24 protein-coding genes and 2 tRNA genes are annotated in these 24,865 nt (G+C 65.9%); 14 read left to right on the plus strand and 12 right to left on the minus strand.

Annotation, left to right across the window (positions count from 1 at the left end):
• The first annotated feature begins 385 nt into the window (after positions 1-385).
• From LY12_RS17115 to LY12_RS17125, 3 genes are all read left to right on the plus strand, one after another.
• Positions 386-475: transfer RNA gene (locus LY12_RS17115), tRNA-Ser, on the plus strand.
• Positions 476-537: 62 nt separating this feature from the next.
• Positions 538-610 (plus strand) — tRNA-Arg (locus LY12_RS17120).
• 383 nt (positions 611-993) lie between these two features.
• Positions 994-1,809: a DUF5710 domain-containing protein gene (locus LY12_RS17125; RefSeq protein ID WP_253857931.1), complete on the plus strand. Its 816-nt coding sequence runs from the start codon at positions 994-996 to the stop codon at positions 1,807-1,809.
• Between the two features lie 4 nt (positions 1,810-1,813).
• Here the strand turns inward: LY12_RS17125 and LY12_RS17130 are convergent, their stop codons facing one another.
• The 9 genes from LY12_RS17130 to LY12_RS17170 form a co-directional block, all read right to left on the minus strand.
• Positions 1,814-4,960: a type I restriction endonuclease subunit R gene (locus tag LY12_RS17130; RefSeq protein WP_253857933.1), complete on the minus strand. Its 3,147-nt coding sequence runs from the start codon at positions 4,958-4,960 to the stop codon at positions 1,814-1,816.
• Positions 4,960-6,147 carry a restriction endonuclease subunit S gene (locus LY12_RS17135; protein ID WP_253857935.1) on the minus strand — a complete coding sequence of 396 codons (1,188 nt, stop codon included), beginning with the start codon at positions 6,145-6,147 and terminating at the stop codon, positions 4,960-4,962. Before LY12_RS17135 ends, LY12_RS17130 begins: the two co-directional genes overlap by 1 nt.
• 17 nt (positions 6,148-6,164) lie before the next feature.
• A complete protein-coding gene (locus tag LY12_RS17140; RefSeq protein ID WP_253857937.1) occupies positions 6,165-7,922 on the minus strand; it encodes a type I restriction-modification system subunit M in 1,758 nt (585 codons plus the stop codon).
• 160 nt (positions 7,923-8,082) lie between these two features.
• Complete coding sequence (locus tag LY12_RS17145) at positions 8,083-8,442, minus strand: hypothetical protein (RefSeq protein ID WP_253857939.1); 360 nt, start codon at positions 8,440-8,442, stop codon at positions 8,083-8,085.
• 74 nt (positions 8,443-8,516) lie between these two features.
• The gene (locus LY12_RS17150; protein ID WP_253857941.1) at positions 8,517-8,954 is read right to left on the minus strand and encodes a hypothetical protein; all 438 of its coding nucleotides are present in this window, start codon (positions 8,952-8,954) and stop codon (positions 8,517-8,519) included.
• Positions 8,955-8,958: 4 nt separating this feature from the next.
• Entirely contained in the window at positions 8,959-10,086 is a 1,128-nt protein-coding gene (locus LY12_RS17155; RefSeq protein WP_253857943.1) for a putative T7SS-secreted protein, read from the minus strand.
• Positions 10,079-10,396 carry a WXG100 family type VII secretion target gene (locus LY12_RS17160; protein WP_183786469.1) on the minus strand — a complete coding sequence of 106 codons (318 nt, stop codon included), beginning with the start codon at positions 10,394-10,396 and terminating at the stop codon, positions 10,079-10,081. The genes LY12_RS17155 and LY12_RS17160 overlap by 8 nt, the downstream gene beginning before the upstream one ends.
• 167 nt (positions 10,397-10,563) lie before the next feature.
• A complete protein-coding gene (locus tag LY12_RS17165; RefSeq protein WP_253857945.1) occupies positions 10,564-11,271 on the minus strand; it encodes a Crp/Fnr family transcriptional regulator in 708 nt (235 codons plus the stop codon).
• Positions 11,272-11,282: 11 nt separating this feature from the next.
• Complete coding sequence (locus LY12_RS17170; protein ID WP_253857947.1) at positions 11,283-11,666, minus strand: hypothetical protein; 384 nt, start codon at positions 11,664-11,666, stop codon at positions 11,283-11,285.
• A gap of 198 nt (positions 11,667-11,864) precedes the next feature.
• On the opposite strand from LY12_RS17170, the gene LY12_RS17175 reads away from it, so the two are divergent.
• Positions 11,865-12,596, plus strand: a complete 732-nt coding sequence (locus LY12_RS17175) for a hypothetical protein (RefSeq protein ID WP_253857949.1) — start codon at positions 11,865-11,867, stop codon at positions 12,594-12,596.
• On the plus strand, positions 12,589-13,134 hold the full coding sequence (locus tag LY12_RS17180; RefSeq protein ID WP_253857950.1) for a hypothetical protein: 546 nt from the start codon (positions 12,589-12,591) through the stop codon (positions 13,132-13,134). The genes LY12_RS17175 and LY12_RS17180 overlap by 8 nt, the downstream gene beginning before the upstream one ends.
• A 116-nt stretch (positions 13,135-13,250) precedes the next feature.
• Here the strand turns inward: LY12_RS17180 and LY12_RS17185 are convergent, their stop codons facing one another.
• Positions 13,251-13,943, minus strand: a complete 693-nt coding sequence (locus tag LY12_RS17185; RefSeq protein WP_253857952.1) for a 2'-5' RNA ligase family protein — start codon at positions 13,941-13,943, stop codon at positions 13,251-13,253.
• Positions 13,944-13,978: 35 nt separating this feature from the next.
• Positions 13,979-15,238, minus strand: coding sequence for a helix-turn-helix domain-containing protein (locus tag LY12_RS17190; RefSeq protein ID WP_253857953.1), 1,260 nt, complete (start codon positions 15,236-15,238; stop codon positions 13,979-13,981).
• Positions 15,239-15,372: 134 nt separating this feature from the next.
• Between LY12_RS17190 and LY12_RS17195 the strand changes: the two genes are divergently transcribed.
• Together LY12_RS17195 and LY12_RS17200 are read left to right on the plus strand one after the other, a co-directional pair.
• Entirely contained in the window at positions 15,373-15,510 is a 138-nt protein-coding gene (locus tag LY12_RS17195) for a hypothetical protein (protein ID WP_253857955.1), read from the plus strand.
• 160 nt (positions 15,511-15,670) lie between these two features.
• Positions 15,671-16,327, plus strand: coding sequence for an HAD family hydrolase (locus LY12_RS17200; RefSeq protein WP_253857957.1), 657 nt, complete (start codon positions 15,671-15,673; stop codon positions 16,325-16,327).
• A gap of 27 nt (positions 16,328-16,354) precedes the next feature.
• Here the strand turns inward: LY12_RS17200 and LY12_RS17205 are convergent, their stop codons facing one another.
• Complete coding sequence (locus LY12_RS17205; protein WP_253857959.1) at positions 16,355-17,614, minus strand: helix-turn-helix domain-containing protein; 1,260 nt, start codon at positions 17,612-17,614, stop codon at positions 16,355-16,357.
• 415 nt (positions 17,615-18,029) lie between these two features.
• On the opposite strand from LY12_RS17205, the gene LY12_RS17210 reads away from it, so the two are divergent.
• From LY12_RS17210 to LY12_RS17240, 7 genes are all read left to right on the plus strand, one after another.
• The gene (locus LY12_RS17210; RefSeq protein ID WP_253857961.1) at positions 18,030-18,323 is read left to right on the plus strand and encodes a hypothetical protein; all 294 of its coding nucleotides are present in this window, start codon (positions 18,030-18,032) and stop codon (positions 18,321-18,323) included.
• Between the two features lie 68 nt (positions 18,324-18,391).
• The gene (locus LY12_RS17215; RefSeq protein WP_253857963.1) at positions 18,392-19,555 is read left to right on the plus strand and encodes a hypothetical protein; all 1,164 of its coding nucleotides are present in this window, start codon (positions 18,392-18,394) and stop codon (positions 19,553-19,555) included.
• The gene (locus tag LY12_RS17220) at positions 19,524-19,970 is read left to right on the plus strand and encodes a hypothetical protein (RefSeq protein ID WP_253857965.1); all 447 of its coding nucleotides are present in this window, start codon (positions 19,524-19,526) and stop codon (positions 19,968-19,970) included. Before LY12_RS17215 ends, LY12_RS17220 begins: the two co-directional genes overlap by 32 nt.
• A 90-nt stretch (positions 19,971-20,060) precedes the next feature.
• Positions 20,061-21,068, plus strand: a complete 1,008-nt coding sequence (locus LY12_RS17225) for an NAD-dependent epimerase/dehydratase family protein (protein ID WP_253857967.1) — start codon at positions 20,061-20,063, stop codon at positions 21,066-21,068.
• Between the two features lie 37 nt (positions 21,069-21,105).
• Positions 21,106-22,086: a thymidylate synthase gene (locus LY12_RS17230; protein ID WP_301302789.1), complete on the plus strand. Its 981-nt coding sequence runs from the start codon at positions 21,106-21,108 to the stop codon at positions 22,084-22,086.
• Positions 22,083-23,795, plus strand: a complete 1,713-nt coding sequence (locus LY12_RS17235; RefSeq protein ID WP_253857970.1) for a carbamoyltransferase family protein — start codon at positions 22,083-22,085, stop codon at positions 23,793-23,795. The genes LY12_RS17230 and LY12_RS17235 overlap by 4 nt, the downstream gene beginning before the upstream one ends.
• On the plus strand, positions 23,792-24,859 hold the full coding sequence (locus LY12_RS17240) for a hypothetical protein (RefSeq protein WP_253857972.1): 1,068 nt from the start codon (positions 23,792-23,794) through the stop codon (positions 24,857-24,859). Before LY12_RS17235 ends, LY12_RS17240 begins: the two co-directional genes overlap by 4 nt.
• Positions 24,860-24,865: the final 6 nt, after the last annotated feature.

Below are 24,865 nucleotides of genomic sequence, written 5' to 3' on the forward strand. Positions count from 1 at the left end.
ACGGCTACCGCACCGCCGGCGTGCTGACGCGCGTGTCGTCCTCCCGCGTGTTCTGCGTTCGGACCCGCGTGTTCTGCGCCCGGTTGGTACCTGCACTGTCGTACGACTGTGCACTCGCGCGTGTCCTGCAGTGCCGTGGTCGTGGCGGTGAGGGTCTCGCCGTGGTCGCTGCTGTTCGGCGGCTTCGGCGAGGCGGGCCGCCACGTGTGTGGGGCGAGGGTCCGACGCCGCACCCGCCTGCGGATATGCGCGAGCCGACCCAGGGTGGGCAATGATCACGCAGGTCAGGGCTGCCGCGGTGCGGTCGTGCACGCGAAAGGGGGGTGGCTGGAGGTTCGGTACGGGGCATGCGTAGACTATGACGGCAGTGGTCGCGACCGACCTGGGAGGCTTCGCCTAGTCCGGTCTATGGCGCCGCACTGCTAATGCGGTTGGGAGTGACCCTCCCTCGCGGGTTCAAATCCCGCAGCCTCCGCTGACACTCGGTTCACCCCGGGCGTCGGACCCGACAAGCCGTCGGGTACAATTGAATACGATGCGCCTGTAGCTCAACGGATAGAGCATCTGACTACGGATCAGAAGGTTTGGGGTTCGAATCCCTACAGGCGCGCAACCAAGAAACCCGCTGTCACCAGCGGGTTTCTTGCTTTTCAAGGTCATGTTGTTGATCACCGGGGTGGGCCGGAGAGCTCCGTTACGTCTCCGATTGCTCTGCTGTGCCGAAAGCAAGATCAATTCGGGGCTGAGTTGCTCCGGGAGCGGTTCGCGGCTTCGTCCCGGAACGATGCGCCCGTGGTCCATCGCGCCACGTACGGGTGGTGCGGTTAGTGGCGGCTGGTTGCGTGTCGATGTCGCCGGATTCCACCGGAGCGCTCCATACACCTGTGGCCTGGTGCCCGCTCCGACGATCGAGTGATGCGGTGCGCATCGTGACGGTTTCTGTCGGTCGGGGTCGGCATGCTGTGGCGTGGCTGTTGATGTGGGGAGGTGTCGGTGAGGGCTGAGCCGATTTGGCTGGACGTTCCGTTCGGCGAGAAGGACGCAGCCAAGGCTGCCGGAGCTCGTTGGGATCCGGAGGCGAAGCGCTGGTATGCACCTCGGCCGGGCATGGTGGAGCTTGAGCAGTGGGCGGCGCAGCCGGACGTACCCACCTTGCTTCCTGGTGAGGACCGGAGTTTCGGCTCCGGGCTGTTCGTCGATCTTGTGCCTAGCTCGTGCTGGTTCACCAACGTTCGGTACTGCGTCGCCGAGCGCGACTGGGAGCGTCTGCGCCGCATGATGCTGGCGCGCGCCAACCATCGATGTGAAGTGTGCGATCGACGGGAAGATCGGCGGGTCAAGCGTTGGCTCGAAGCTCATGAACGGTGGGCTTACGACAACGCGACGACCACGCAGACGCTACGCAGGTTGATCATCCTCTGCTCGGACTGCCACCGCACGACTCACTTCGGGTTGGCTGAGGTTCGTGGCCTGGATCGGGAGGCCTTCGATCACCTGATCGCAGTCACCGGTATGACTGTCCGTCAGGGACAGGCGCACGTCGACAGGGCGAAAGAGACCTGGCGGCGACGGTCGGCCCGGAACTGGCATCTCAACCTGGACATGCTGACCACTGCTGGCATCACCGTGGCCAAGCCGCCCGACGCCCGCAAACGACGCGACGTCGCCGCGGCCGAGTTGAGGGAGTCACGTCAACAACCGGCCGCACCGTCGGAGGGCGACCGGCGGCGTTACGAGACGCCCGGTGACGTCGATTCGTCGACTGAGGTGCGGCGGTCCTGGCTTGGTCGACTGCTCCGGCATCGCTGACCTACTACCCCGGTCGATCCTCGTTCTCTTCGAGGGCGGCTTCGTAGAAGGCGTTGGCGAGCTCCGTTTTGATGTCGTCGATGGCGGGACCGTCGCTGAAGAAGTAGTCGGCCATGGTGTTGTGGGCGCCTTGGTTGTCGACGATCGCTTCGGTGACGGCGGTGTGGAAGTCCTGTGACTCCATGAACTGCTTCTTCGAGTTGACCTTGGTCTGGTTGACCAGCTCCGGGTAGGCGAGTAGTCGCTCGAGCAGGCCCAGGGCGAACTCGCGGATCTGCGATTGGGCGAACGACTCGGCTCCGAATAGGTCGTTCATTTTGTCGATGACGATCTGGAGTGCGACGTACTTCGGGTCTTTCCGTGTACCGGTTCCGGCGGCGCTGATGCCCTTCAACTCGCCGTCGCCGGTCAGCGAGATGTCGACTGCGGTCTTCTTGGTGTGTTTGACGCCGACGAGGACCACGTCGGAGAGGTCGACGTCTGCGGTCCAGGACGAATCCTTGATGACCTTCTCCAGGAGCCGTAGGAAGATCGACAGCATCTCCATGTACTCGTCGCCGTAGTTGACGATCTGGCTCATGAAGTCGTAGAGCCGGACGAATGTGGAGACGTCCTTGCGGAACAGGTCGAGTTCGTTGCGGGTGAGTTCGTCCTCGGCCTCGATCGCCGCGGCGTAGCGGCGGGCGAACTCGTTCTTCGCCGGGCTGATCGCCGCAGAGAGCGCGCTGTTTCCCTTGCGCTCCAGCCACAGTTTCGCGACCTCGCGCACCTGCTCGGGTGTAAAGATCCCGGGCTGGGCGAGTTTCCTGGCGAGGTGGAAGACAACGTATGGGTCGGTCTCGGTTTCCAGCGTCGCGTTGGTGAAGTAGGGCTCGAACGCGGCTCGGATGTCCTCGGGCTTGTTGACGAAGTCGAGGACGAAGGTCTTCCGTTTCTGCTCCCCACCCGGCGTTCGGTGGGTGCGGTTCAGCCGGGAGAGCGTCTGCACGGCGGTCAGCCCGGGGAGTTTCTTGTCGACGTACATCGCCGACAGCAGCGGCTGGTCGAACCCGGTCTGGAACTTGTTGGCCACCAGCATGATCGAGTACGTCTCGCCCTTGAACGTGGCGGCCAGGTCCGAGCCGGCGCCAGGGTTCAGGTTGGCCTCGGTGAACTCGTCGTCCTTGGTCGGTTGCGGTCCCCAGTCGGTGGTCCACTCTTCGTGCTCGTCCAGAGTCACCGTGCCGGAGAAGGCCACCAACGTGCGGTAGGTGTAGGAGTCGTCGAGGGCGGCTCGCTTCGCGATGTAGGCATCGATGGCCTTCTTGTACTTGACCGCGGCCTTGCGCGAGTCGGTCACGACCATCGCCTTCGCCCTGCCCTCCAGCAGCTCGGCAACGTTGGCGTGGAAGTGCTCGACAATGATCTCCACTTTCCGGCTGATGTTGGTCGGGTGCAGCTTCACCCACCGCATCATCCCCTTCCGCGCCGCGGCCTCCTCCACGACGACGTCACCGTCGCCGTTCTCGAGCTGACCGGCGATCTTGGCCGCGGTCTCATAGGACTGGTAGCCCTTGAGCACGTCGAGGATGTAGCCCTCCTCGATCGCCTGCCGCATCGAATACAGGTGGAACTCGACGGGCTTACCGTCAGCGCCCTTGCGGCCGAACAGCTCCAGCGTCTTGTTCTTCGGGGTCGCGGTGAACGCGAAGTACGAGATGTTCTGCGACTCGGCCCGCTCGGTCATCTCCGAGGCCAGGATCGACTCGACGTCGATCTCGCCACCGTCCTCGATCTCCTGCACCTGCTCCGCCGTGAGGACGGCCTTGAGCTGGGAGGACATCTGCCCGGCCTGCGAGGAGTGAGCCTCATCCGCGATCACCGCGAACCGCCGCCCCTTCAACGAGGCGTCCGCGCGGATCTCGTTGAGCGCGAACGGGAACGTCTGCACCGTCACAGCGATGATCAGCTCACCGTTCTTCAACGCACTCGCCAGCAACCCAGACTTCGACTTCGCCCCGGCCTTGCGCACGTCTTCGGGGCTGATCGTGGCCACGATGTTCTTGTTCTCGTTGACCTGCCGGATCGCATCCTGCAGCTGTCCGTCGAGCACGGTGCGGTCCACGACCACGATCACCGAGTCGAAGACCTTCTCGTCGCTGACGTGCATCCGCGCGAGGCGGTGGGCGGTCCAGGCGATGGTGTTCGTCTTCCCGGACCCGGCCGAGTGCTCGATCAGGTAGCGGTGCCCGACTCCTTCGTCCCGTACGGCCTTGACGAGCTCCGTCACAGCTTCCCACTGGTGGAACCGTGGGAAGAGCAGATTCGTGCGCCGCACCGACGTGCCGGTCGTGACGTCCCACTCCTGCTTGGTCTCCACGATCATCAGCTTGCCGATGATGTGCAGCCAGGCGTGCTTCTCCCACACCCGCTCCCACAGGTACGCCGTGGCCGACTTGCCGGCCTCGCCGGGCGGGTTACCGGCAGCGCCGTCGTCGTGGCCGGTGTTGAACGGCAGGAAGTGGGTCTTCTCGCCCTCCAGCTTCGTGGTCATCGCAGCCAGGTCGTTGGACACGGCGAAGTGCACCAGCGCCCGGTGCCCGAACGACAGCAACGGCTCGCGCCTGCCGTTGGTCATGGGCTGGCGGTCCTTGCGGTACTGGTTAATCGCCTCATCGAGCGACTGAGTGAAGTCGGTCTTCAGCTCGGCCGTGGCAACCGGAAGCCCGTTGACGAAGAAGACCAGATCGATGCTGCGCTGGTCAGCGGTGGAGAAGTGCACCTGCCGCATCACCCTCACCCGCATCGCGGCGTACTGCGCGTTGGTGGTGGCGTTCAGGCTCGTCTCGGGGCGGAACTGCGCCATCTTCAACCGGCCACCGCCGATGTATGACACCCCATCGCGCAGGGTGTTCAGCATCCCGCCACCATGTTCCAGCGGCTTGTCGAGCGTCGCGGTCAGCACATCGAGGAACTTGCCCTCGGACCCAGCAGCTCGCATCGCCTTCTCGTACGCCGCCTGCTGGGTCTCCTCGAGCCAGGCGAACAGATCCTCGGGAAACAGCGCCCGCTCCCGGTCATAGCCGGTGTCGTCGGCCGAGTACAGCCACCCGTTCGCCGCGAGGTGCTCGCAGATCTCCGACTCGAAGACGACCTCGTTGTGATCGGCCATCACGCCGCCTCCCGCACATCGATCTGGCCCGTGACGGCCGCGGTGATCAAGGCCGAGCGGCGCTCTCGCGCCAGCTCGATGAACTGCTCCGTCTCGGCGATCAGTGTGTCGATCTTCGCGGTTTCGTCGTCCAGGCGGGCGACAATCCGCTGCTGCTTATGTAGGGGAGGTAGCTGCATCGGGAGGTTCACAATGTCGGACTGGCTAATGTTCAGCATCGACTGACTTGCGCCGGTCGCCTCCAATTCGATCAGAGCACGCCATCGGCGGCTTCCGAGTACGGCCGCTACGAATCGCGGGTCGGCTCGCCTCGTATCGAGTGAGAAGGCGTAGAGCTTGTCAGGGAGCATGAGCCGGGGGAAGTCACCGTCGACCACAGCTGCGCTGCCGACGAGGTCGCGGGTGTTTGCGCGCGACACGATGAGATCGCCTCGCATGACGACGGCGGTCGGGCGGGGGGACTCGTCTTCTGGCAACTCCTTGTTCTCCATTGGACGGAAACGACCGCCATTGGCCGCTCCGGTCTTGAGAACCGCCCACGTATCGACACCATCCGCTGGCCACGCGTAGCACTGTGGGCTCCACCCCTGACGGACCGATCGAACGATGTGTTTCAGCCGCGCCCCACTCGTGGCGACCGTGGATACTGCGTCTTCGACCGTCGCCCGGTGACGCTCGTGGAGCATCGCGATCAGGCGTTGCTGCTCCTCGATGAGGGTGTCGATGCGGGCGGTCTCGCGGTCGAGGTAGTCGGCGATGGCACGTTGTTCGGCGTATGACGGGATGTGCGCGTCGATCGTCTTCAGAACCGAGAACGGGACCTCGGTTGTCCGGACGTTGGCTTGGTCTCCTGCGCCAATTCCCCGCTCGCGCTTGATCAGTTCCTCGGTGAACCAGGACGACTTCATCAGATAAGCGATGAAGTTCGGGTCTGTTCCTTCCCGCGTTCGCATGACTTCGTAGTGGTACGTGACGAGACCGTCTTCCGCAGCGACACCCATAGCGCCAGCGCGAATGCTCATCTTGTTGAAGACGATGTCGTTTCGTCGGCAGACCTTGTACGCGTCGAGCGACTCTGCTCGCTGAGGGGCATCCGTCAGCTCACGGCGCCGGACGACGCCGCGGGTCTGAGAGACCGACATCAGCGGGAGATCAATACCCGGGATGCGCTCGTCGACCTTCTCCATCGCGTGTCCGAATCGCGTCACTGCTCAACCTCCCGCAGCAGGTCAAGGATCTTCGCGACCTGTTTCTCCAGGTCAGCGTCGATCTCGGCGAGGGGGCGGGGCGGCACGTACTTGTAGAAGTGCCGGGTGAACGGGATCTCGTAGCCGACCTTGATCTTGCTCCAGTCGATCCAGGCATCGGGGACGTGCGGCATCACCTCGGCGTCGAAATACGCTCGGATGACCTCGGCACGCCCGTCGTCACCAGCGGTGGACCCGCCGTAGGTGAAGGGCACGTTCTCAGTGTCGCGCTTCTTGGTGTCAGGCTTCGGCTCGCCCTTGCGGTCGACGACCGGGTTGCCGTCGTCGTCGAGGAGTGGCCGTTCGACAGTGACGGTCCAGTAGCCGAACTCGTCGGTGCGCAGGATCTTCGACGTTTCGGGGTCGGCGTCGGTGTAGTCGGTGTAGAGCTGCACGATCTTGGCGCGGTCGCCGTCGCTGATCTCACGTCCCTTGTCACCGAGGTTCTTGCGCATCTTGGTCCAGAACCCCGAGCCATCGATGAGCTGGACGGTGCCTTTGCGGTCGGGGTACTTGGTGTTGTCGAGGATCCAGATGTAGGTGGCGATACCGGTATTGAAGAACATGCTGGTCGGCAGCGCGATGATCGCGTCGACGAGGTCGTTCTCCAGTAACCACTGACGAATGCTCGACTCGTTCGGCTTCTTGGGATCCGCGGCCTTGCCGTTGAAGAGCGGTGAGCCGTTCATGACGATCCCGGCTCGGCCGCCACCGTCTTCTGGTGCCCGCATCTTGTGGGCGAGATGGAGCAGGAAGAGCATCTGCCCGTCCGAAGTCGACGGCAGGCCAGGGGCGAACCGGCCGTAGGGGCCGGCTTCGTCGTGCTCCTTCTTGATCGCTTTGGCGTACTGTTTCCAGTCGACGCCGTACGGCGGATTGGACATGCAGAAGTCGAACTGGCGGCCCCGGAACGCGTCCTCGGTCAGGGTGTTGCCGAAGGCGATGTTGGTCGCGTCGTGGCCCTTGGCGAGCAGGTCGGACTTGCAGATCGCGTACGACTGCGGGTTGTACTCCTGGCCGTACAGGCGCAGCTTCGCGTCCGGGTTCTGGCCGAGCAGATGTTCCTCGGCCAGGGCGAGCATGCCGCCGGTGCCCGCGGTGGGGTCGTAGAGCGTGCGGACGATATCGGCTTCGGTTAGGTCTGCGTCCTTCTCGGCGAACAGGAGGTCGACCAGCAGGCGGATCGCGTCCCGCGGGGTGTAGTGGTCACCCGAGGTCTCGTTCGCCGCCTCGTTGAACTTGCGGATGATGTACTCGAACGCATCACCCATGTCGGCGTTCGACACCGCGTTCGGATGCAGGTCTATGCGCTTGAACTCGGTGATGACCTCCCGCAGCAGGTCGGCCTTGTCGAGGGCGAGGATCTCCTTCTTGAAGTCGAAGTACTCGAATACGTCGACGTCGGGGGAGAACCGGTCGATGTAGTCGGCAAGGTTGTCGGCCAACCCGTCGGCATCGGCCAGAAGGTTGGCGAACGAGTAGTTCGAGGTGTTGTAGAAGGGTCTGCCGGTGGCCTTCTTGACCTCGACCTGGAGCCGGTTCGGGTTGTCGTACTTCGCTGCTAGCTTGCGGACCGTGTCGCGGTCGGGTTCGAGGATGCAGTCGAGGCGCCGCAGGATGGTGAGCGGGAGGATCACGTTGCCGTACTGGTTGGGGCGGTACGGGCCGCGAAGTTGGTCGGCGATCGACCAGATGAAGCTACCGAGGTTGCTCACAAGGCTCCTTACTCGACGATGCCTGCTCCGTGCTCAGCGTGAGCCCCGCGCATCCTCTGAACAGGTGATGCGTGGTCCGCGGCATCCGGTGCTCACACAGGCATCATCGCCCATCACGTGTTCATGTCACATCACACCTACCGCACGGCGCCTCCGAGCGTTATGCGAGGTGGTACTCGAGGATGTCGCAGTGGTCGATGTTGTGCTGCTGCAGGAGGGTGAGTGCTCGATCGGACACCACCAGTCGTCCGGTGGCGGTGAGGCCGATATCGTCCTCGCCGGCCGTTCCGGTGACGACGAACCAGCGGAGTGGTCGGATGGCCGCGCGCTCGTCGTCTCGCAGGTCCTCGTCGACCGTGGTCACCTCGGCGGTGTGCAGCCTATACCGGCCGAGTGTGCTGGTGGAGAGAGTCGCGGCGAGGTCGTCGGTGACGAACAAGCAAGGGTATCGTTCGATCAGTTCGTCGCCGAGCCAGCCGTCGAGCTCCAGATGTGCGTGCTCAACGCGTGGTGGATGCACGCTCGGGTCCATGACGAGGTTCTCTCCGAGCTCGCCGATAGCGGCAGGGCGCAAGGCGTAGTAGGCAACGATCGTCAGGTTCCCTGGTAGTCCTCGATGTCGCAGCCGTCGAGGTCGAAGCGGCGAAGGAGCTCGAGGGCGCGGTCGGAGACGACCAACGATGCCCGTCGGTCGACGCCGATATCATCTACGCCTGCCTGTCCGAAGATTTTCAGCCAGACGAACTCCGGTAATTCGCGAACGTCCATACCTTGCCGGAGCTCTTCGGCTTCGGGTGTCACGGTAAGTTGCATATCGGCGAGTTCGAATGATCCGAAACCTGATTCTTGGAGTGCTTTCCCCAGCTCGGCGGATACGACGAAACAGGGGAAGGATTCGAGGAGGTCCGATCCGAACCACGCGCTGATGACGTACTCGAGCTGGTGAACGACCGGAGGATGCGTGGACGTGTCGAGCACGGTCCCGTCGCCGAGCTCGCCCGCCACGTCGGGACTCAGGAGGTGGTATGCCATGTCGCTACCTTACGGGTGGGTTGAACTGGTTGCCGTACTTGTTGTCGATGTGCGTAGCGAAGTCCAGTAGCTCTTCGGTGGAGGCGTTGGGATGATCCTTGTAGAACTCATTCCACTCCTTCCTGATGCTTCTCAGGTGAAGTTGTGCGTTAGCTTCTTTGGGTATTCCGCGCAGGTTCTCGTATGAGTGCATCTCGGCCGCGGAGATTCCCGAATCGGGGTACTTCTTGAGTGCTTGTTGCTCGACGGCGTGGTGGACGACGACCTTGCCTTCGAGGTCGGGGTGCTTTTCGAAGAAGGTTTTGCGGTAGTTGGTGTGGGTGGCGTGGCCGAACTTCGCGGGTGCGTGTCCTGCGGCTTTGGCGATGTCGGTGGCCTTGTCCGCGGCCTTGCCGGCGGTGGCGGCCCATCCGGCGAAGGGGACGGCGGCGGCTCCGGAGATGGCGGCTTCGGTGTAGCGGCCTTGCCCGGCGTACCAGGCGGCGTTGGTGCCGTCGGCGAGTTCGCCGATGCCTGGGATGAGGCCGGCGAGGTCGAGGGCGCCGTGGCCCATTGCGCTGAGGGTGGTTTCCTCTTCGGCCGGGGTGATGCTGCGGAGGGCTTGCGCGGTGTCGTCGGCGACCTGTTTGAGTTGGTGGCGTGCCCGGTTGAGGGTGTCGCGGGCTGCCTGTCGGGTCGATTCGCCGGGGTCGGAGAACGGTTCGACGGTGATGCACGTCGGGTTGCCGGCGGCGGCGTTGGCCTGGTTCTGGTGGGTGGCGTCGGCGACTGCTTGATCGTGTTTGGCCTGGGCTTTCGCGGTCTGCTGCTGCGCCTGCTTCCACAGTTCGATGGCCTCGCGCGCTTGGCCCTGTGCCCAGCGCAGTGTTCCGGCATAGAGCCCGAGGACCTCGCCTGCGTAGGTCAACGAGTCACCGGCCTCGTACCACCTGGTCGGTTCGTAGGAGAACTCGTCACGGAAGGCATTCGCTGCTGGTCCGGTCCATGCGCCCGTGTCGATCGCTCGCAGTCCGATCGCGGCGTTGACGGCCTGCTTGCCGCGCGAATTGAGGATCTGGACGTTCTTGTCGATCGCTTCGGGGTTGCCCTGGATTAGCGCTCGCGGGTTGGCGGTCTCGCCCAGTTCAGCCATCGGCCACGTCCACAGCCGGGTCGTCGGGCAGCGCGCCCTTGGCCTGCTGCTCGGCCTCTCGGTAGGCCTGGGCCGAGGCCTTCAAGGCCTGGCCGATCTCCTCGGCGTCGTCTACGAGCTCGTCGATCCGATCGCTCCACCGGACGCACACGTCCATGAGCGCGTTCCGCAGCGGCTCGTCACCGTACATTTCCGGCTCGCCGGTCAAACTGCGCAGTTCGAAGTTGTCCTGTGCCTCGACGGCCTTCTGCACTGCGGTTCCGGCTTGTTCGAGCGTGTCGACATCGACGTGATAGCCCGGTCCGTCCATTTCTCCCCCTGTAGTCGCACGTAACGGCAGGGTAACTACCGGAGTGACTCCGGAGTCAACCGAACACCGCGTCTACGAGTCGTCCGGTGAGAGCGCACACGTGCGGTGCACAGGTGCTGTGGCGCTGTCGGCCCACTCTGTGATGCCGCCGGCCAGGCGTGGAAGGTTCAGTCGAGGGTGGTTCGGCCTTGTGCCACGGCGGTGAGTCGGGCGCGGTCGGCGACCGTGATGAATTTGCGGGCGCGGGCGATGATGCCTTGTTCTTCGAACCGGGTCAGTTTGGTGATGAGGGTGGTGCGCCCGGTGGGGATGAAGTCGGCGAGGTCTTCGCGGGTCCAGGGGACGGTGAAGGCCCAGCCGTGTTCGGTGCGGTAGCCGCAGGTGTCGAGCAGGTAGTCGAGGCGTTCGGCGATGTGCTGGAAGCTGACCCGGGTTTGGGTCACGGTGCGCTGGTGCTGGGCGATACGCATGCGGCGGTTGGCGATCACGAGCAGCCCGATGGCGGCCTCGGAGTGCTTGTCGAGGAACGCTCGGAATTCCGGTGCCGGGATGCGGCGCACGACGACGGTGCTCATGGCGACGACGCTGGCCATGCGCTGTGGGTGGGCCGGGTCCAGTACCGCGGCCTCGCCGATAAGGTCGCCGGCAGCGGCGACGTCGAGGATCACGGTGGCACCGTTGGCGTCCTCACCCACGACCTGGGCGACGCCGGAGGTCACGAGCATGACCCATTCGCCGGGGTCGCCGACGTGGATGAGCCGTTCCCCGCGGGAGAACCGTGTCGAGATGCCCAGACTGCCCAGTTCGCCGCGGAGCGGCTCGCCGAGCAGGTCCAGGAGCGTTCCGGGCCGGGGTTGTTGCGTGCCACCCACCATGAGCGTTCAGGCTAGCCTTTCCCGCGTGTGGAGTCGTTGGTCGTTGTCGGCTCCGGCCACGTGTCGTGCGGGTGGCCGGAACCGGTGAACAGGCCGAGCCTCACCAGCTCTCGTCGTATCCAGTCGGCGAGCTGGTGGAGTTCGCCGCCCGCGGGTTCGTCCTCATAGGCCAGTAACACCGGATGCGGCCGGCCGGTTCGATGGCGGGCCGCGTGGTGCAGAGCCTGACGCACCTCGGAGGTCTGCAGGGGACGGACGTGCCGTCCGTTTCCGGGACGCAGGGCTGGTTTGAGCACCATCACGGCCTCGACGGTCTCTGCGAGCGAGAAGTGGTGTTCCACGGTGATCGCGAGCTTGTGCTCACCATCGACCATCCGGCGCCCGATCGTTCCCATGATCTTCAGGGGACCACGCATGCGCCGGTCTGAACGTTCACCGGTGAACGTTCGCGGCTGACGGTTGATGCCGGGTGATATCCGAACCGGGAATCGGCCGCATCAAGTGCCTGATGCGTTCAGCGGCGAACCGAAAATCCGTTCCGGCGGTCCCACACTCCGTTCCGTGATCATTACGACACGGAGGGATGGGATCTGATGGCGCTGTTGTCGTGCGCCAGGTACGAGGCGCAGTCGCACGCCGTGTTTGCCGTGGACATGGTCGGGTCGTCGAGGGTGCCCGACGACCTTCTCGACCCGATGAAGTCCGAGCTGGAACAGCTCCTGGACCACGCGCTCGGCTCGGTAGGGCTGGACAGTGGGCAGGCACGGCACTTCCGCGAAACCGGTGACGGGGTCATGGTCGCCTACCCCGAACGCCACCTGGCCGCGCTGACCGAGGTGGTGTTCTATCTCGACCACCTCCTGCGCACCCGTAATCGCCATGCGCGATTCCCGATCCGGGCGCGTGTGGCAGTGCATGTGGGTCCGATGCACGAGAACGGTCGGTACCACCGGACCTACATCACCTTGACTCGGCTTCTGTCGGCCAGGGCGTTCTGCGACGTGGTCGCTCACTGGTGCCGGCGTGATGCGACCGGCGAACGGTTCGGTGCGGCGCTCATCATGAGCGAGACGGTCTGGTCTCGGATCGTCGAGCCGTGCCGTGTTCCCCTCGTGCCCGCCGCGCGGTGCGCCCGGGCCACCGTGGCTACCGAGGACTTCCATGGCCAGGCGTGGCTGCATTTCCCGGGCCTGGAAGCCGATACCGCTCTGACCACCTGCTATCTCGACAGCGTGCCGGACCGGCGCGGCGGGACAGGCGCCGAGGGGGCGGTCCCGCAGGCCGACACGGCCACCTCGTGTGTCGGGTGGTGGGGATATGCCTGAAGCACTGCCCCAGGCGTGGCCGGTGCGGGCGGTCTACCGGAGCCGCATCGCCGCGAGCGCCTGCCAGGCGTTGAGGCGCGATGCGGGACACCTCCGACTCGTCAGGGCCACCGAGGACGCCCGGACGGCGCAGTCGCGACGGCCTCGCTACTACCTGCTCGACATGCGGTGGCGCACCGACTCGATCGAGATCCCGTTACCCGAGAGCGCGTCGCACGAACGCTGGCTCACGTTGCAGGTCGAGTGGGGCGTCGCCGACTCGTACCTCCTGCTCGCCACCGGACCCGAGAACGGCATCGACCTGCTCGACCGGCACGTGCGCCGCGCCGTTCGCGAGATCGGGCACGCGCAGCACACCGACGTGTTGGCCATCCGGCGCCATGTCGAGAAGGCCATGGCGGGGCAATCACACGACACCGCGACCGGACTGAACTGGACCGTGACGAGCGTCCGCGCTTCGACTCGCCCCACGTCATCCACGGACTGGCGTCAGCGGCTCGACCAGGACCTTCACGACGAGCTCGACACGGGATACTGATCGACACGCAACGCTGACGCCCAGCAGGACCGGGTCGCTCCGACCACCCACGGCTGGAACAGACCGTTCGTCCACTCGGATAGTCGGTGTTGATGCCGGGGCCGATGTTTGCCAGTTCACGACGCCGCGGCTAGCGGGAGGCGTTCGAGCACATGCCATCGGTACTGGTGGTCGGTCCGGTACAGCTCGACCAGCCGTAGCTCGGCGATGGTGATCGCGGTTGACGGTAGTGACCGGGCCTTGCGGGCGGCGGCGATGAACGGACCGGGCGGCTGCACCTGGTTGCTGTAGGCAATGCCCACGTGCGGGCGGTACTGGGTCAGCGGGTCGACGTCGTCATAGCCGGAGGCCGCGGACACTGCTCGGTGTAAGGACAGCAGCGGAGACCATGGGGCAACGCTGAAGCGAAGTGCGCCGGGGGAACCGGCCAGAGGGAGTAGGTGGAGGTCGAAGGGTCTTGCCGTCCGGCAGTGTTCGCGGACGGTGGAAACCGCGGTGTCGAGCGTGCCGGCGGGTACGTCGTCGACGTACCCGAAACGTCGCACGGTCAGATGCAGGCTCTCCGGCGGGATGAGATCCAGGCCGCGCTCCGGAAGGACCGCCTGGCACCGCTGGCTCAGCTCAACGACGTGAGGCTCGTGCTCCAGGGTGACCATCCAGTGATACGAGCGCCGATGGGGCCGGTCCCAGTGACACAGCATCTGGTCGATCTGCTCGAACGCAGTTTGATCGTTGCGGGCGACGCTGGCGGGGTCGTCGGGGTCGTTTGGCGGCCTGGTCGGGAAGGTCGAGCTGTACGAGGTGCCCATGCGGTACACACCTACCTGTCTCCGAGTAGCAGCCCTCAACCGGTTGAACCGGAGATGGCCTGAACCTCGGGACGATCGCGCCAGATGCGGAGTTGGTCGGTGAACTCGAGGACCTGCGGTTCGTTGGCCCAGCGCTGGGTGAGTCCGTGCAAGGTGGTGGCCCGCTGCCAGACCGACCGGATCGGTTGATCCGCGCACACCCGCAGCGCTTCCCGTCCCAGCGCAAGAGCCTGCTCCAGGTCTGCGTCTTGCTGTCGGAGCACGGCCGTGGCGATGTCGAGCCGGACCAATGCCCGGCTCCAGTCGGAATCCGCGTGTTCGACGGCCGGGTCGATGTCGCCGGTGTAGTGCAGCACGCGCGGGGTATCGCCCAGCGGGACGTAGGCGGTCGCTGCGTTCGCGGCCACCCGGGCGTAACCGTATGGCTCGAAGGAGATGCACGGCGTAAGTTCGGGGTCGATGTCATACCGATCGAGCAGTGCCAGGGCTCGTTCAACGGCCGCGTCGGCACCGGCGCGGTCGCCGAGCTGACCGAGAGCTCGAGCCTCACCGTTGGCCAGGAGGCGAATGCTTTGGGGGCTGTTGGGCGCCAACGCGTGGCCCCGTGCTGCGTCGGCGTGGGCGCGGGCGTAGTCGGCTTGGTAGTACGCGCCTAGTGATCGTGTGCCCCATACCCACACCTGCAGGTCGATGTCCTCGATTTCGGTGGCGAGGTGCAGGGCTTCCGCACAGTACGCGCTGGCAAGCCGGAATCGGCCAGTGTTGATGGCCATGTAGCCCAGTAGCCCGGCAAGCTGCGCCGCCACGCGGTGTAGTTGGCAGCGGGTTCGCAGGAGCTGACGGCCGCTCAACAGTTGGTGAACCTGCCGCCGCAGCCGCGCCGTGGGTGGGCCCAATTCCGACGGGCCGCGTTGCTCGTACTCGGCGATGATGCGATGCACCTGGTCTTCCAGAAGCCGCAGCTGCCCGTCACCGATGTTCGAATCCTGCAGCTCGTGAAGCTGCAGCAACACTTCGTCCGGGTCATCCCAGGACGACGCGGTTCGGTCCGTTGGCTCCTGGACAGTGGGGGACCAATGTTGAGCGTCAGTCTCACGCAGAAGCTCATCGAGTTCGGCGGGCGTTAGCTCAAGCGCCGTCCGCAGACGGGGGCGCTGCTCAGGAAGGGGGACGACGGCGCCGGTCTCCCAGCGCCAGACGGTGCTCCGCTCGACTCCAAGCGCTTCTGCGAACCGCTCCTGGGTATAACCCAGCCCAGCACGGCGCGCGGCCAAACCACGTCGCTGACGTGCCATGCCCACCCCAAGTGCCTTCGCCAAGGACGTCTCGCGACATCACAACCTACGGGCCATGACCCCACCTGACCCGGTCGATTGTAGCGGTCGCGGCTGCACAATCGCCGCAGGTCAACGCCGCGCATGCAGCTGCGATGCAGAATGCCGATGCTCGCAACCGCGGCGTCCGCCGCGCCACCGCTGCAGTCTTCCGCCGATACCAGTTGAAACCGGTGGGCGAGCGGTACAACTCCACCGTTTCCTGTATCGAAGCCCACTATCTCGTCGACTGAGTAAGGCGCGGCAGATCAGATGAGGTCAAGGTCAACCAATCCCGGTCGTCGCAACGCCCACCGAGCCATGCGCCTGGTCAAGGTGCGGTTGGAAGTTGGTTCGCGGTGTCCGCGTAACGTCTCGACCGACTGCCGTGGAGACGTGAGAACGGGGCCTGTAGTGATCCATTCGGTGGTGTTCGATGTCGGCGAGACGCTGCTCGACGACACACGTGAGTTCGGAGCCTGGGCTGACTGGATGGGTGTCCCGCGGCACACCTTCTCTGCAGTGTTGGGGGCCGTCACGGCGGCGGGGCACAACAACGCGATGACCTTCGAGGTCCTGCAGCCGGGATTCAACCTCGATGTCGAACGTCAACGCCGCGAGGACGCAGGCGCGGGTGAGCAGATCGATGAAGACGATCTCTACGACGACGTCCGGCCAGCCCTGACAGACCTACGCGACGCGGGCTTGTGGGTGGGGGTCGCCGGTAACCAGACGTCCAAGGCTGCGGGCTTACTCCGAGCGTTGAGCCTGCCGGTTGACGCGATCGCGACATCCGGACAATGGGGCGTCGCCAAGCCTGACCCCGGCTTCTTTGCCAAGGTGGCCGACCTCGCTCCAGGAGACCCGGATGGGGTGCTGTACGTCGGCGATCATCGTGACAACGACGTAGTCCCCGCCCGCAGGGCCGGCCTGAAGCCAGTGCTCATTCGCCGCGGACCGTGGGGCTACCTGTGGTCGGGCGATCCCGCTGTGCAGCGCGACGCGGAATGGGTCATCGACTCGCTCACGGAGCTTCCCGCGCTGATCAGCGGAAGGACGGGGCGCGGTTGACGATCCGTGTGCGCTGCCCTCCTGCTGTCAGGGGAGCCCGTGGAGACCGTGTTGGAGGGCGCGGCCGTGTGTCAGGTGCAACTGGGTAACGATCGCACGTACTTGGGGGTGGGCACGGACGTGCTCTGGAGCGACCGACTGAGCCGTGTGCAGGGCATCCAGTGTTTGCTGTGACTGGCCTGCGAGGTGGTAGGCGCGGGCCAGGTCGATGTAGAAGTGGGACCGACGCTCAGCAGGCAGATCATGGGAAGGCTGCCATCCCGTGGCGGTACGCAGCGCAGCTCCGACGTCACCCAGTTCTACAGCCAGTGACAGCTGGTGAATGCGCACCGAGGTCGGGCCGAACACGGTCCCCAAGTGGACGCCTTCGTTGACCCGCTGAGCGACGTGCATGGCCTCGTCGATGTGTGCGCGGGCGTCGACTGCTTGTCCCCCGCGCGCGGCGAGCACGGCGGCACGCATGTGCAAGCTTCCATAGGTCGCCGCTGCCGTTTCTGACTCTGACGGCGACATACGATCGGCGGCGTGAACCAGCATGGTGCGGCCCGCGGCAAGGTCACCGGAAGCAAAGAACACCTCGCCACGCACATACGATCCGCTGGCGTGAATGAGTTCGTCGCCGGTCAACACGGCTGCGTCGCCGAGTAGGCCGATGATGTGGGCTGACAAGTCGTAATAGCCATACTTGTCAGCAAGGGCATCGGCCCCGCGATAGACCTGGACGAGCAACTGCGCGTAGCGCCGACGCTGGTCACCAGAGCTCGCCGCGACAGCGCGGTACAGCTCGGTCAACAGGACGGGTACCTCGATGGCGAGCGCACCATAGTTCGCTCGAAGTCGCTTGTCCACGATGGACGCAACGACCGGTCGTAGCTGCTCGAGCGACCGAATCGGCCCGTCTGCCGGGAAGTCCCGCGTGGACAACACGCGACGTAGTGCGGGGATCTGCGAGGGCACGATATCCGCAGTGCGTTCCCGCGGTGCCGCGAGTTCCGACGAAGACCACCGGTCCTCGGCCTTGCTCTGCGGCGGAGCCACGCCCGGCATGTTCTCGTTCGCCGGACCGGACTGGGCATTCGGACTCAATACATCGATGAGGTCCGCCACCGACATACGCAGCACCTGAGCAAGGCGGGGCTGTTTACGTGCAGGTGGCGTGGTCTGTCCGGACTCCCATCGATAAACCGTCGACCGGTCGGTGCCCATACCGACGGCCGCAGCGAGCTGCTCCTGAGTCAACCCCATCGCCCGGCGCCGGCGCACCAGCGCTGTGCGCTTGTCTGGCACCTGCAGCCCCTCTCACCGTCATTCCAGCGAATCTCGGTCGCATCTTCGCAGGTCATCTCTCCGCGCGCAGCAACCGTGCAGCATTCATGCAGCCATTGTGCTCTGGTCCAGCCCGCAGCTTGCCGCTTCACTGATCGGCGAGCGCCCTGCGAGTGGCGACACACGGCCGCTGCGCCGACCTGGCGCTCTCCCCTCCGCACGGGGATTCCTTGAAAACACAAGGGGACATCGTGAGACGCTCCTGCCGATCCGCGACCGCGCACCTGTTGCGACAGCGCTCGCACCACAGGCATGCCTGCGATGCTCTACCCCTCGGCACACATGTCGCACACAACGGTGCACACAGCCGCACCCACGGGTCCACCCGAAGGGGTCATGCGGTCCCTCACTCACTGCTGGCCTCGATAGGACCCGCATGACTGGGCACAGCGCTGACGAGACGCACCAGCAGGTCGATCGTCTGATCTCGCTCGGCTGGTCCTTCATTGGTTCGCCGACGCAGGGATTACTTCTGCGCAGTTACGACACCGCGGACGCGGTCGACACCCTCGAGATTCCCGTCACCGGCGACTGCCTCGCCTGGCGCACCCACGTCGATCGCACCGGCGAGCGCGTCACTTGGCGACGCCGTGGCGCGCTCGACGAGTGTGTAACCGCTCTGCTGGAACTGCCCGAACCTGAACCGTCGACGTCGGAGCAGTCATCGTGAACGCCTCCAACCTTGTTGCGTCCGGCGAGGGATACTCCGCGCCCGAGACAGGGTCGTTGGGATCGCCAGTGGTGATCATCATCCCGGGCGCGACTTACCGCTATGTCGACGAGGTGGCCCGCCAGTCCGAAGACGCCGTGCACGCGGCCGTCGGCGAACGCACGCCTGTGCGCACCGTGCTCGTGGACACCAGCGACCCCACCGACACCCGTGCGCGTGAGGCGTTGCTGTACTCGTCGACGAGCTGCGCCCGGCACGTCGTCGCTCTTCCGCAAGCCGGGTGGGGCGCGGCCGTGGCGCGAGGTTTCCGGCACGCCCTGCATCTCGAGGCGGGTCTGGTCATCGTCGCCGACGCCGACACGCCCACCGGCGAGGCCGCTTCCGTTGGCCAGTTTCCGCTGGCCACCGCGATCACAACATTGTGCGAGCAGAGACTGCCTGGCGTGGTGTGCAGTCCGGTGGCGCGACCGTGGTGGCAGCGGATGTTCGCTGCCCATGCCCTTCGGCCGCTGATGGCTCCTGGCCTCGGGCTCACGCTGGTAGATCCCCAGGTGCGCACGCTGGTGCTCTCGCCCCGTGCGGTTCAGATCGCGCTCAACCCACGCTGGCGGCTTGACACGCCCGGTGGGCACGGGCTCGCCGTCCTGACGGCCGCACGCCTCGCCGGCATGGACGTGGATCAGGGCCCATCGCGTACCCCGAGCGTCGATATGGCTCAGCTCGCCTACGACGTCGGAGACCTCGTCGACCGCGACCGCGGGATCGGACTTCTGCAGACTGCGCTCGCCACGGCGCGACTTGCGCGCGCTGTGTCCGCTCACGCGGTCCCGCCGTGGATCACCGACCTCGTACCAGGCAACGTCAACGGCCACGAGGTCCTCGACACCGCGCTAACCCACGCCGCATACACCCGCGCCCAAACCGCTCCATCGGGTCCAACGACGCCGAGTGCCGGTGACTGGCCTGGCCCTCTGATCGAGGCGTGGCACGCGGCCAGAGGGCTCGCACCTGATCTCACCGCGATCGCGAGTTGGCTGTGGGACGCCTACGCGCACCGTGTTCATACCTGGCTGCGCACCGCGGTCCGCCTCGACGCACACCCAGCGCGGCTATGGCGGTCAGTGATCGCCGCCAACACCGCGTTCCTGACCGCGACCGCTACTCCCATCGCCCCCACCACACCGCTCACTTCGGAGAACCATGAACGCCACCGACTACCCCATGCCAGCTGATGGCCACTGGCGTATCCGCGCCCACCTCGTTATCCACGCCCACGAAGACACGAGCGGCGAGGCTCACGTCGCCGTCGTCCGTTCCGAAGACCGAACCTGGGTGCTGCCCGGAGGCCCCGTTGATTCGGCACCAGTGAAGCGATCTCTGCTCGAGCACGTTCGGAATCAAGCCGGGGTCGAGGTACCTGACTCTGCGCTGTCCTGGGTCGGCACGTTCGAAATCGCAGACGACCCGAACGTACTCGTGCTGGTGTGGGAAACCAGCCTCGCCCGGACCATGTTCTCCACGAACGAGGACTGCCAGTGGGGCGACTACGCCGACCTGCGTCAGCCACCCGGCGAAGTCACCGCGTTCGACACCGATGCCACCGGCTCGCACAGCCTCGCCCACCTCATTCCGGCCCGCCACCCCTGACCGACGGCGGGGCGGTGGCGCGCCCCTCCCCCCCGACCGCCCACCGCTCCGCCGTCCCCATGCCACGACCAGTTCTCGGAGGTTCACGATATGCCGCATGCCGCGCGCGCTTTCCGCGCCTTAGCGGACAGCTCGATACGTGCTGTGGTCACCGGAGCGGCGGGATTCATTGGCGGGCACCTCACCGCCCGGCTCTTGGCCGAAGGGGCCGACGTGTGTGGCCTCGACCGGCGCCATCCGGCCAGCGATCTGGTGGCGCGACGCAACTTGGCAGAGGGATGCGGCCAATCGCGGTTCAGCTTTCACCACGTTGACCTCCTGACGCCGGGATGGGAGCCGGTGTTGAACGGTGCGGACGTCGTGTTTCACCTCGCCGCTGTACCCGGTGTTCGCCCCTCGTGGGGTGCGGCGTTCGATGAGTACGCGTCCTGCAATGTCATCGCCACGCAACGAGTCATGAACGCGGCGATCCACGCGCGCGTTCCTCGAGTGGTGGTCGCGTCGTCCTCGAGCGTGTACGGCCGTACCGACGGCCGGCCCAGCACCGAGAACGCCGCCACGCGACCGCTATCACCTTACGGCGTCACCAAGCTGGCCACCGAAGCACTCGCGCTGGCGCACGCCGGGCGGGCCGACAGCCCGACGACGGTCGCCGCCCTGCGTTACTTCACCGTGTATGGGCCCGGGCAACGCCCCGACATGCTCATCGGCCGTGTGCTGTCGGCCGCGCTCGAAGGCACACCGCTGACCGTCTACGGCTCCGGTGAGCAACGACGCGACTTCACCTACATCGACGACGTCGTCGACGCGACGCTCGCGGCCGGACGCTCCCACGCTAGTGGCGCGTTCAACGTCGGCGCGGGCGCGGCGACCAGTGTCAGTGAGGTGCTGCGCGTCGCCGAACAGCTCACCGGCCGCCCGGTCCCTACTCGGCCGGCGCCGGCCGCTGATGGCGACGCTCCAGGGACGTTGGCGGATTCCACGCTCGCCAGGGACGTCTTTGGCTGGCGAGCCCGCGTCGACCTCCAGGCGGGTATGCGGCGACATCTGAAATGGCACTGCAGCCGACACGCCACCCGGTGCGCCAGCACCGCCTGAATCCCGTCCCCGCTTGAAGAAAGGGAACCGATACTGCATGTTGTCGTTAGCAGCTGACGAGGCGACGCGCTTGTTCGCCCGGACGTGCGCGTCGGTATCGCGGCGGGGCCGCGACGTAGCTCCGCGGGGAATGTCCACCCGAGAAGTTCTGGGCGCGGAGCTGGTCCTCCGAAACCCGCGCGAGAGGTTGGTCGATGCCGCGCCTGCGCGCGTGCTGAACCCCGCGTTCGCCGCTGCGGAAGCGTTGTGGATCTTGTCCGGTTCCGACGGGGAATGGATCTTCACCTTCAACGAGCGGTTGCGCCGGTTCACCGACTACGGCCGACTCCAGGGGGCGTACGGGCCCCGACTGCGGCGATGGCGGGGCGAGGTTGACCAGCTCGACGCGGTGCGGCGCAAGTTGTTGTCGGACCCGTCGACCCGGCAGGCGGTGATCACGCTGTTCGACCCCGCCACTGATTTCGCCGGCTACCGGGATGTGCCCTGCACGTTGGGCTACCGGTTCTCGCTACGTGACGGCGCCTTGCACATGTTCACCAGCATGCGCAGCCAGGACGCGTGGCTGGGTCTGCCCTACGACCTGTTCACCTTCACGATCCTGCACGAGCTCCTCGCGGGCTGGGTCGACGCTGAACTGGGCGAGTACCACCACGCGGTCGATTCGCTCCACCTCTACGAGAACCACCTGAGACCTGCCGCGGGCCTTCCGTCTCCATTGGGCCCTCGGTCGGTGATGCCGCCGCTGGCCGTGCCGTGGCGCGACTTCGACGCGTTGCTGACTCAAGTCATCGCCGGTGAACCGGTCGGTCACGTGGGGTGGGACGACTTCGCAGTCGTGGTGGCCAGCTACCGCCGGTGGAAAAGCGGGAACCGCGACGCCGCCCAAGCCACCATCGCCAACAAGAGTGGCCCGCTGGCTACAGCGCTGCGGGATTGGTACGCGCTGTTGACCGATCGTCCCGAGACGATCGCCGCCGCGCCCGCCACGCCGAGTTCGCCAAAGGAGGTCGTGGCGTGAGCAGGCGATCGGCGCGCGTGGTTCTGGGGTTGTGCGCGTTCACACACGATTCGGCCGCGGCGCTCATCGTGGACGGACACCTCGTCGGGTTCTGCGAAGAAGAACGGCTCAGCGGGATCAAACATGACCGGTCATACCCAACCCACGCTATCGCGTGGCTATTGGATGCCGCCGGACTGTCCACTCACGACATCGACGTCGTGGCCTACAACTTCGTTGCCGCCCGATACCTGCCTGCGGCCGTCGCCTCGGCGCGCTACGTGGTACGTCGTGACACCGCCGCGCGTGCTCTACCGCGTGCGCGCTCGTTCGTGAAGGTCGCCTACCGCACTCACGACCGTCTACAACAGCTTCGAGCTCGGTTTCCGCACGCGTGTGTGGTCGCGGTGCCGCATCACCGGGCACACGGGTTGTACGCCTTCGCCGCCTCGGGCCGCTCCCGGGCAGCCGTGCTGGTTGCCGACAGTCTCGGCGAAACCGCCACCACCAGCACCGCCCTGGCGGATTCCTCCAGCGAGCGGGTGCACTATCAACAACTCGCAGCGCTGTCCGATCCAGCCTCGCTCGGATACGTCTACGGCGCTGTGACCGAGCATCTCGGCTGGCGGCGCGGCGACGAGGAAGGAACGGTGATGGCCCTGGCCGCGCTCGGCGATCCGGCTCGATTCCGGAACCTGTTCTCCGACGCGGTGCGGCTCACCGAGACGGGCTTCACCGTAGACCCGACGTTGTTTCACCTTCGCATGTTGTCCGGGCGAGCATCGCGGATCACGCGCGCGTTCGTCGAGCGCGGATGCCACGCCCGCCGCCCCGAAGAACCGGTCGAGGTGGTGCACCGTGATCTCGCCGCGGCCCTGCAGGAACGCACCGAGCAGGTCATGCTTCACCTCGCCTCGCAGGCGTCCCGCCGCTCGGGACAGAGCACGCTCTGTGTGGGCGGCGGGGTCGCGATGAACTGCGTCGGCATCGGCCGCATCGCCGAGAGCGACCTGGTCGACGAGGTGATGGTTCCTCCGGCACCTGGTGACTCGGGCACTGCCATCGGCGCCGCGATCGAACAATGGGTGCGGGCGCGGGGGACGCTGCCGACCGGGGTTGCTGGCGCCTGCTACCTCGGGCCGAGCTTCCCTGAGCCCGCTATCCCGGCTGCCACCGGGCTGCGCGTGCGTGCCGTGGATCGTCCGGCCCGCAAGCTGGCTCGAGAACTCGCCGACGGGACGATCGCGGGTCTGTTCACCGGCAGGCTCGAGGCGGGCCCACGGGCGCTGGGGCACCGGTCCATCCTCGCCTCTCCGCTTGCCCCTGGTGTGGTCGATCGGCTCAACGCGACGGTGAAGTATCGCGAATCCTTCCGGCCCTTCGCGCCGGTCGTGCTCGCCGACAAGGCCGTGGACTACTTCTCGCTGCGACAGCCGTCCCCGTTCATGTCGATGGCGGCCCCCGTGACCGATCTGGCCCGGCAGCTCGTCCCGAGCATCGTGCACACCAATGGCACCGCCCGCGTACAGACCGTGGACGCCGAGCAGAATCCGCTGTTGGCCGAGGTGCTGACCGAGTTCGCGGCTATCACGGGAGTTCCCGTGCTGATCAACACCTCGCTCAACATCAAGGGCAAGCCCATCTGTGGCACTCCGGAGATGGCGTTGGAATGCCTGACCGAGTCCGGCATCGACGCGCTCCTGCTCGACGATCGGTGGGTGACGCGATGACGAGAACCACCACCGCGTCCGGGCTGCGCATCGGATACAGCCTCTGGGGCTTCCTCGGACCTGGTGTCACCGACACCCCGGACGGCGGGCGCAGCCACCGCCATACCTTGATCGACGGGTTGATCGCCGCCGGGCACGAGGTCGTGTTCCTCCAAGCCAACCGGGACCTCACCGAAGCGGGCACCGACCTACGCGAGACCTACACGTGGGCCGACGGACTGCCCGAAATCGACGTGCTCATCCTCGAATGGCGTTGGCCCATCCCCGGCCGCAACACCACACCCTGCGGCCAACCGGGCCACACATGCGACCTGCATCGTCAGCGGGAACTGCTCGATTACTACACCGAACAGGGCTTGCCGACGATCCTCTGGGACAAGGACCAACGGCTCCCCGCCGAGGATCACCTGCGCCAGCACCCGAGCATCACCGTGGCCGAACCAGCTCTGCACCCCAGCCCGGGTGCCCACAGCCTGTTGTTCCCGATCGCCGACGAGGTCCTTGACTCCTTCGACCCCCGTGCGGTCGCCGCCGGCGCCCGGCAGTGGCCGTTGGTGTACGTCGGCAACCAATACGATCGCGACGACGCGTTCGACACCTATTTCGCCCCGGCCGCCGCCCGGCATGCCCACCGCGTCGCCGGGAAGTGGACCAATACCAACCGGTGGCCGCACGTGCGGTTCGCCGGCAGAGTCCCGTTCATCGTCGTCGAGGACCTCTACCGTGACGCGACCTCGACCGTACTCCTACTACCCGAACGATACGCACGCCGTGGACACATGACACAGCGAATCTTCGAAGCGGTCCTGGCCGGATGCCTGCCTCTGACTCCCGTCACTATCCGGTCCGCCTCGCGGTTCGTCCCGACCAGTCTTCACGTCACCTCGGGTAGCGACACGGCCGACCGTGTCTCGCGACTGATGGACATGCCTGAGCGGCATCGGGCGGACCTACTAACGGCATGCGCCGCACGGCTGGAACTGTTTCGCCTCAGTACCCAGCTCGATCACCTCGACGCGCTCTTGCCTGCTGCCCGAACCGAGCTGACAAGCCTGACACCGTGAACACTC

The organism is Prauserella alba, from assembly GCF_024171735.1.
In the GTDB taxonomy this organism is placed as follows: Bacteria; Actinomycetota; Actinomycetes; order Mycobacteriales; family Pseudonocardiaceae; genus Prauserella; species Prauserella alba.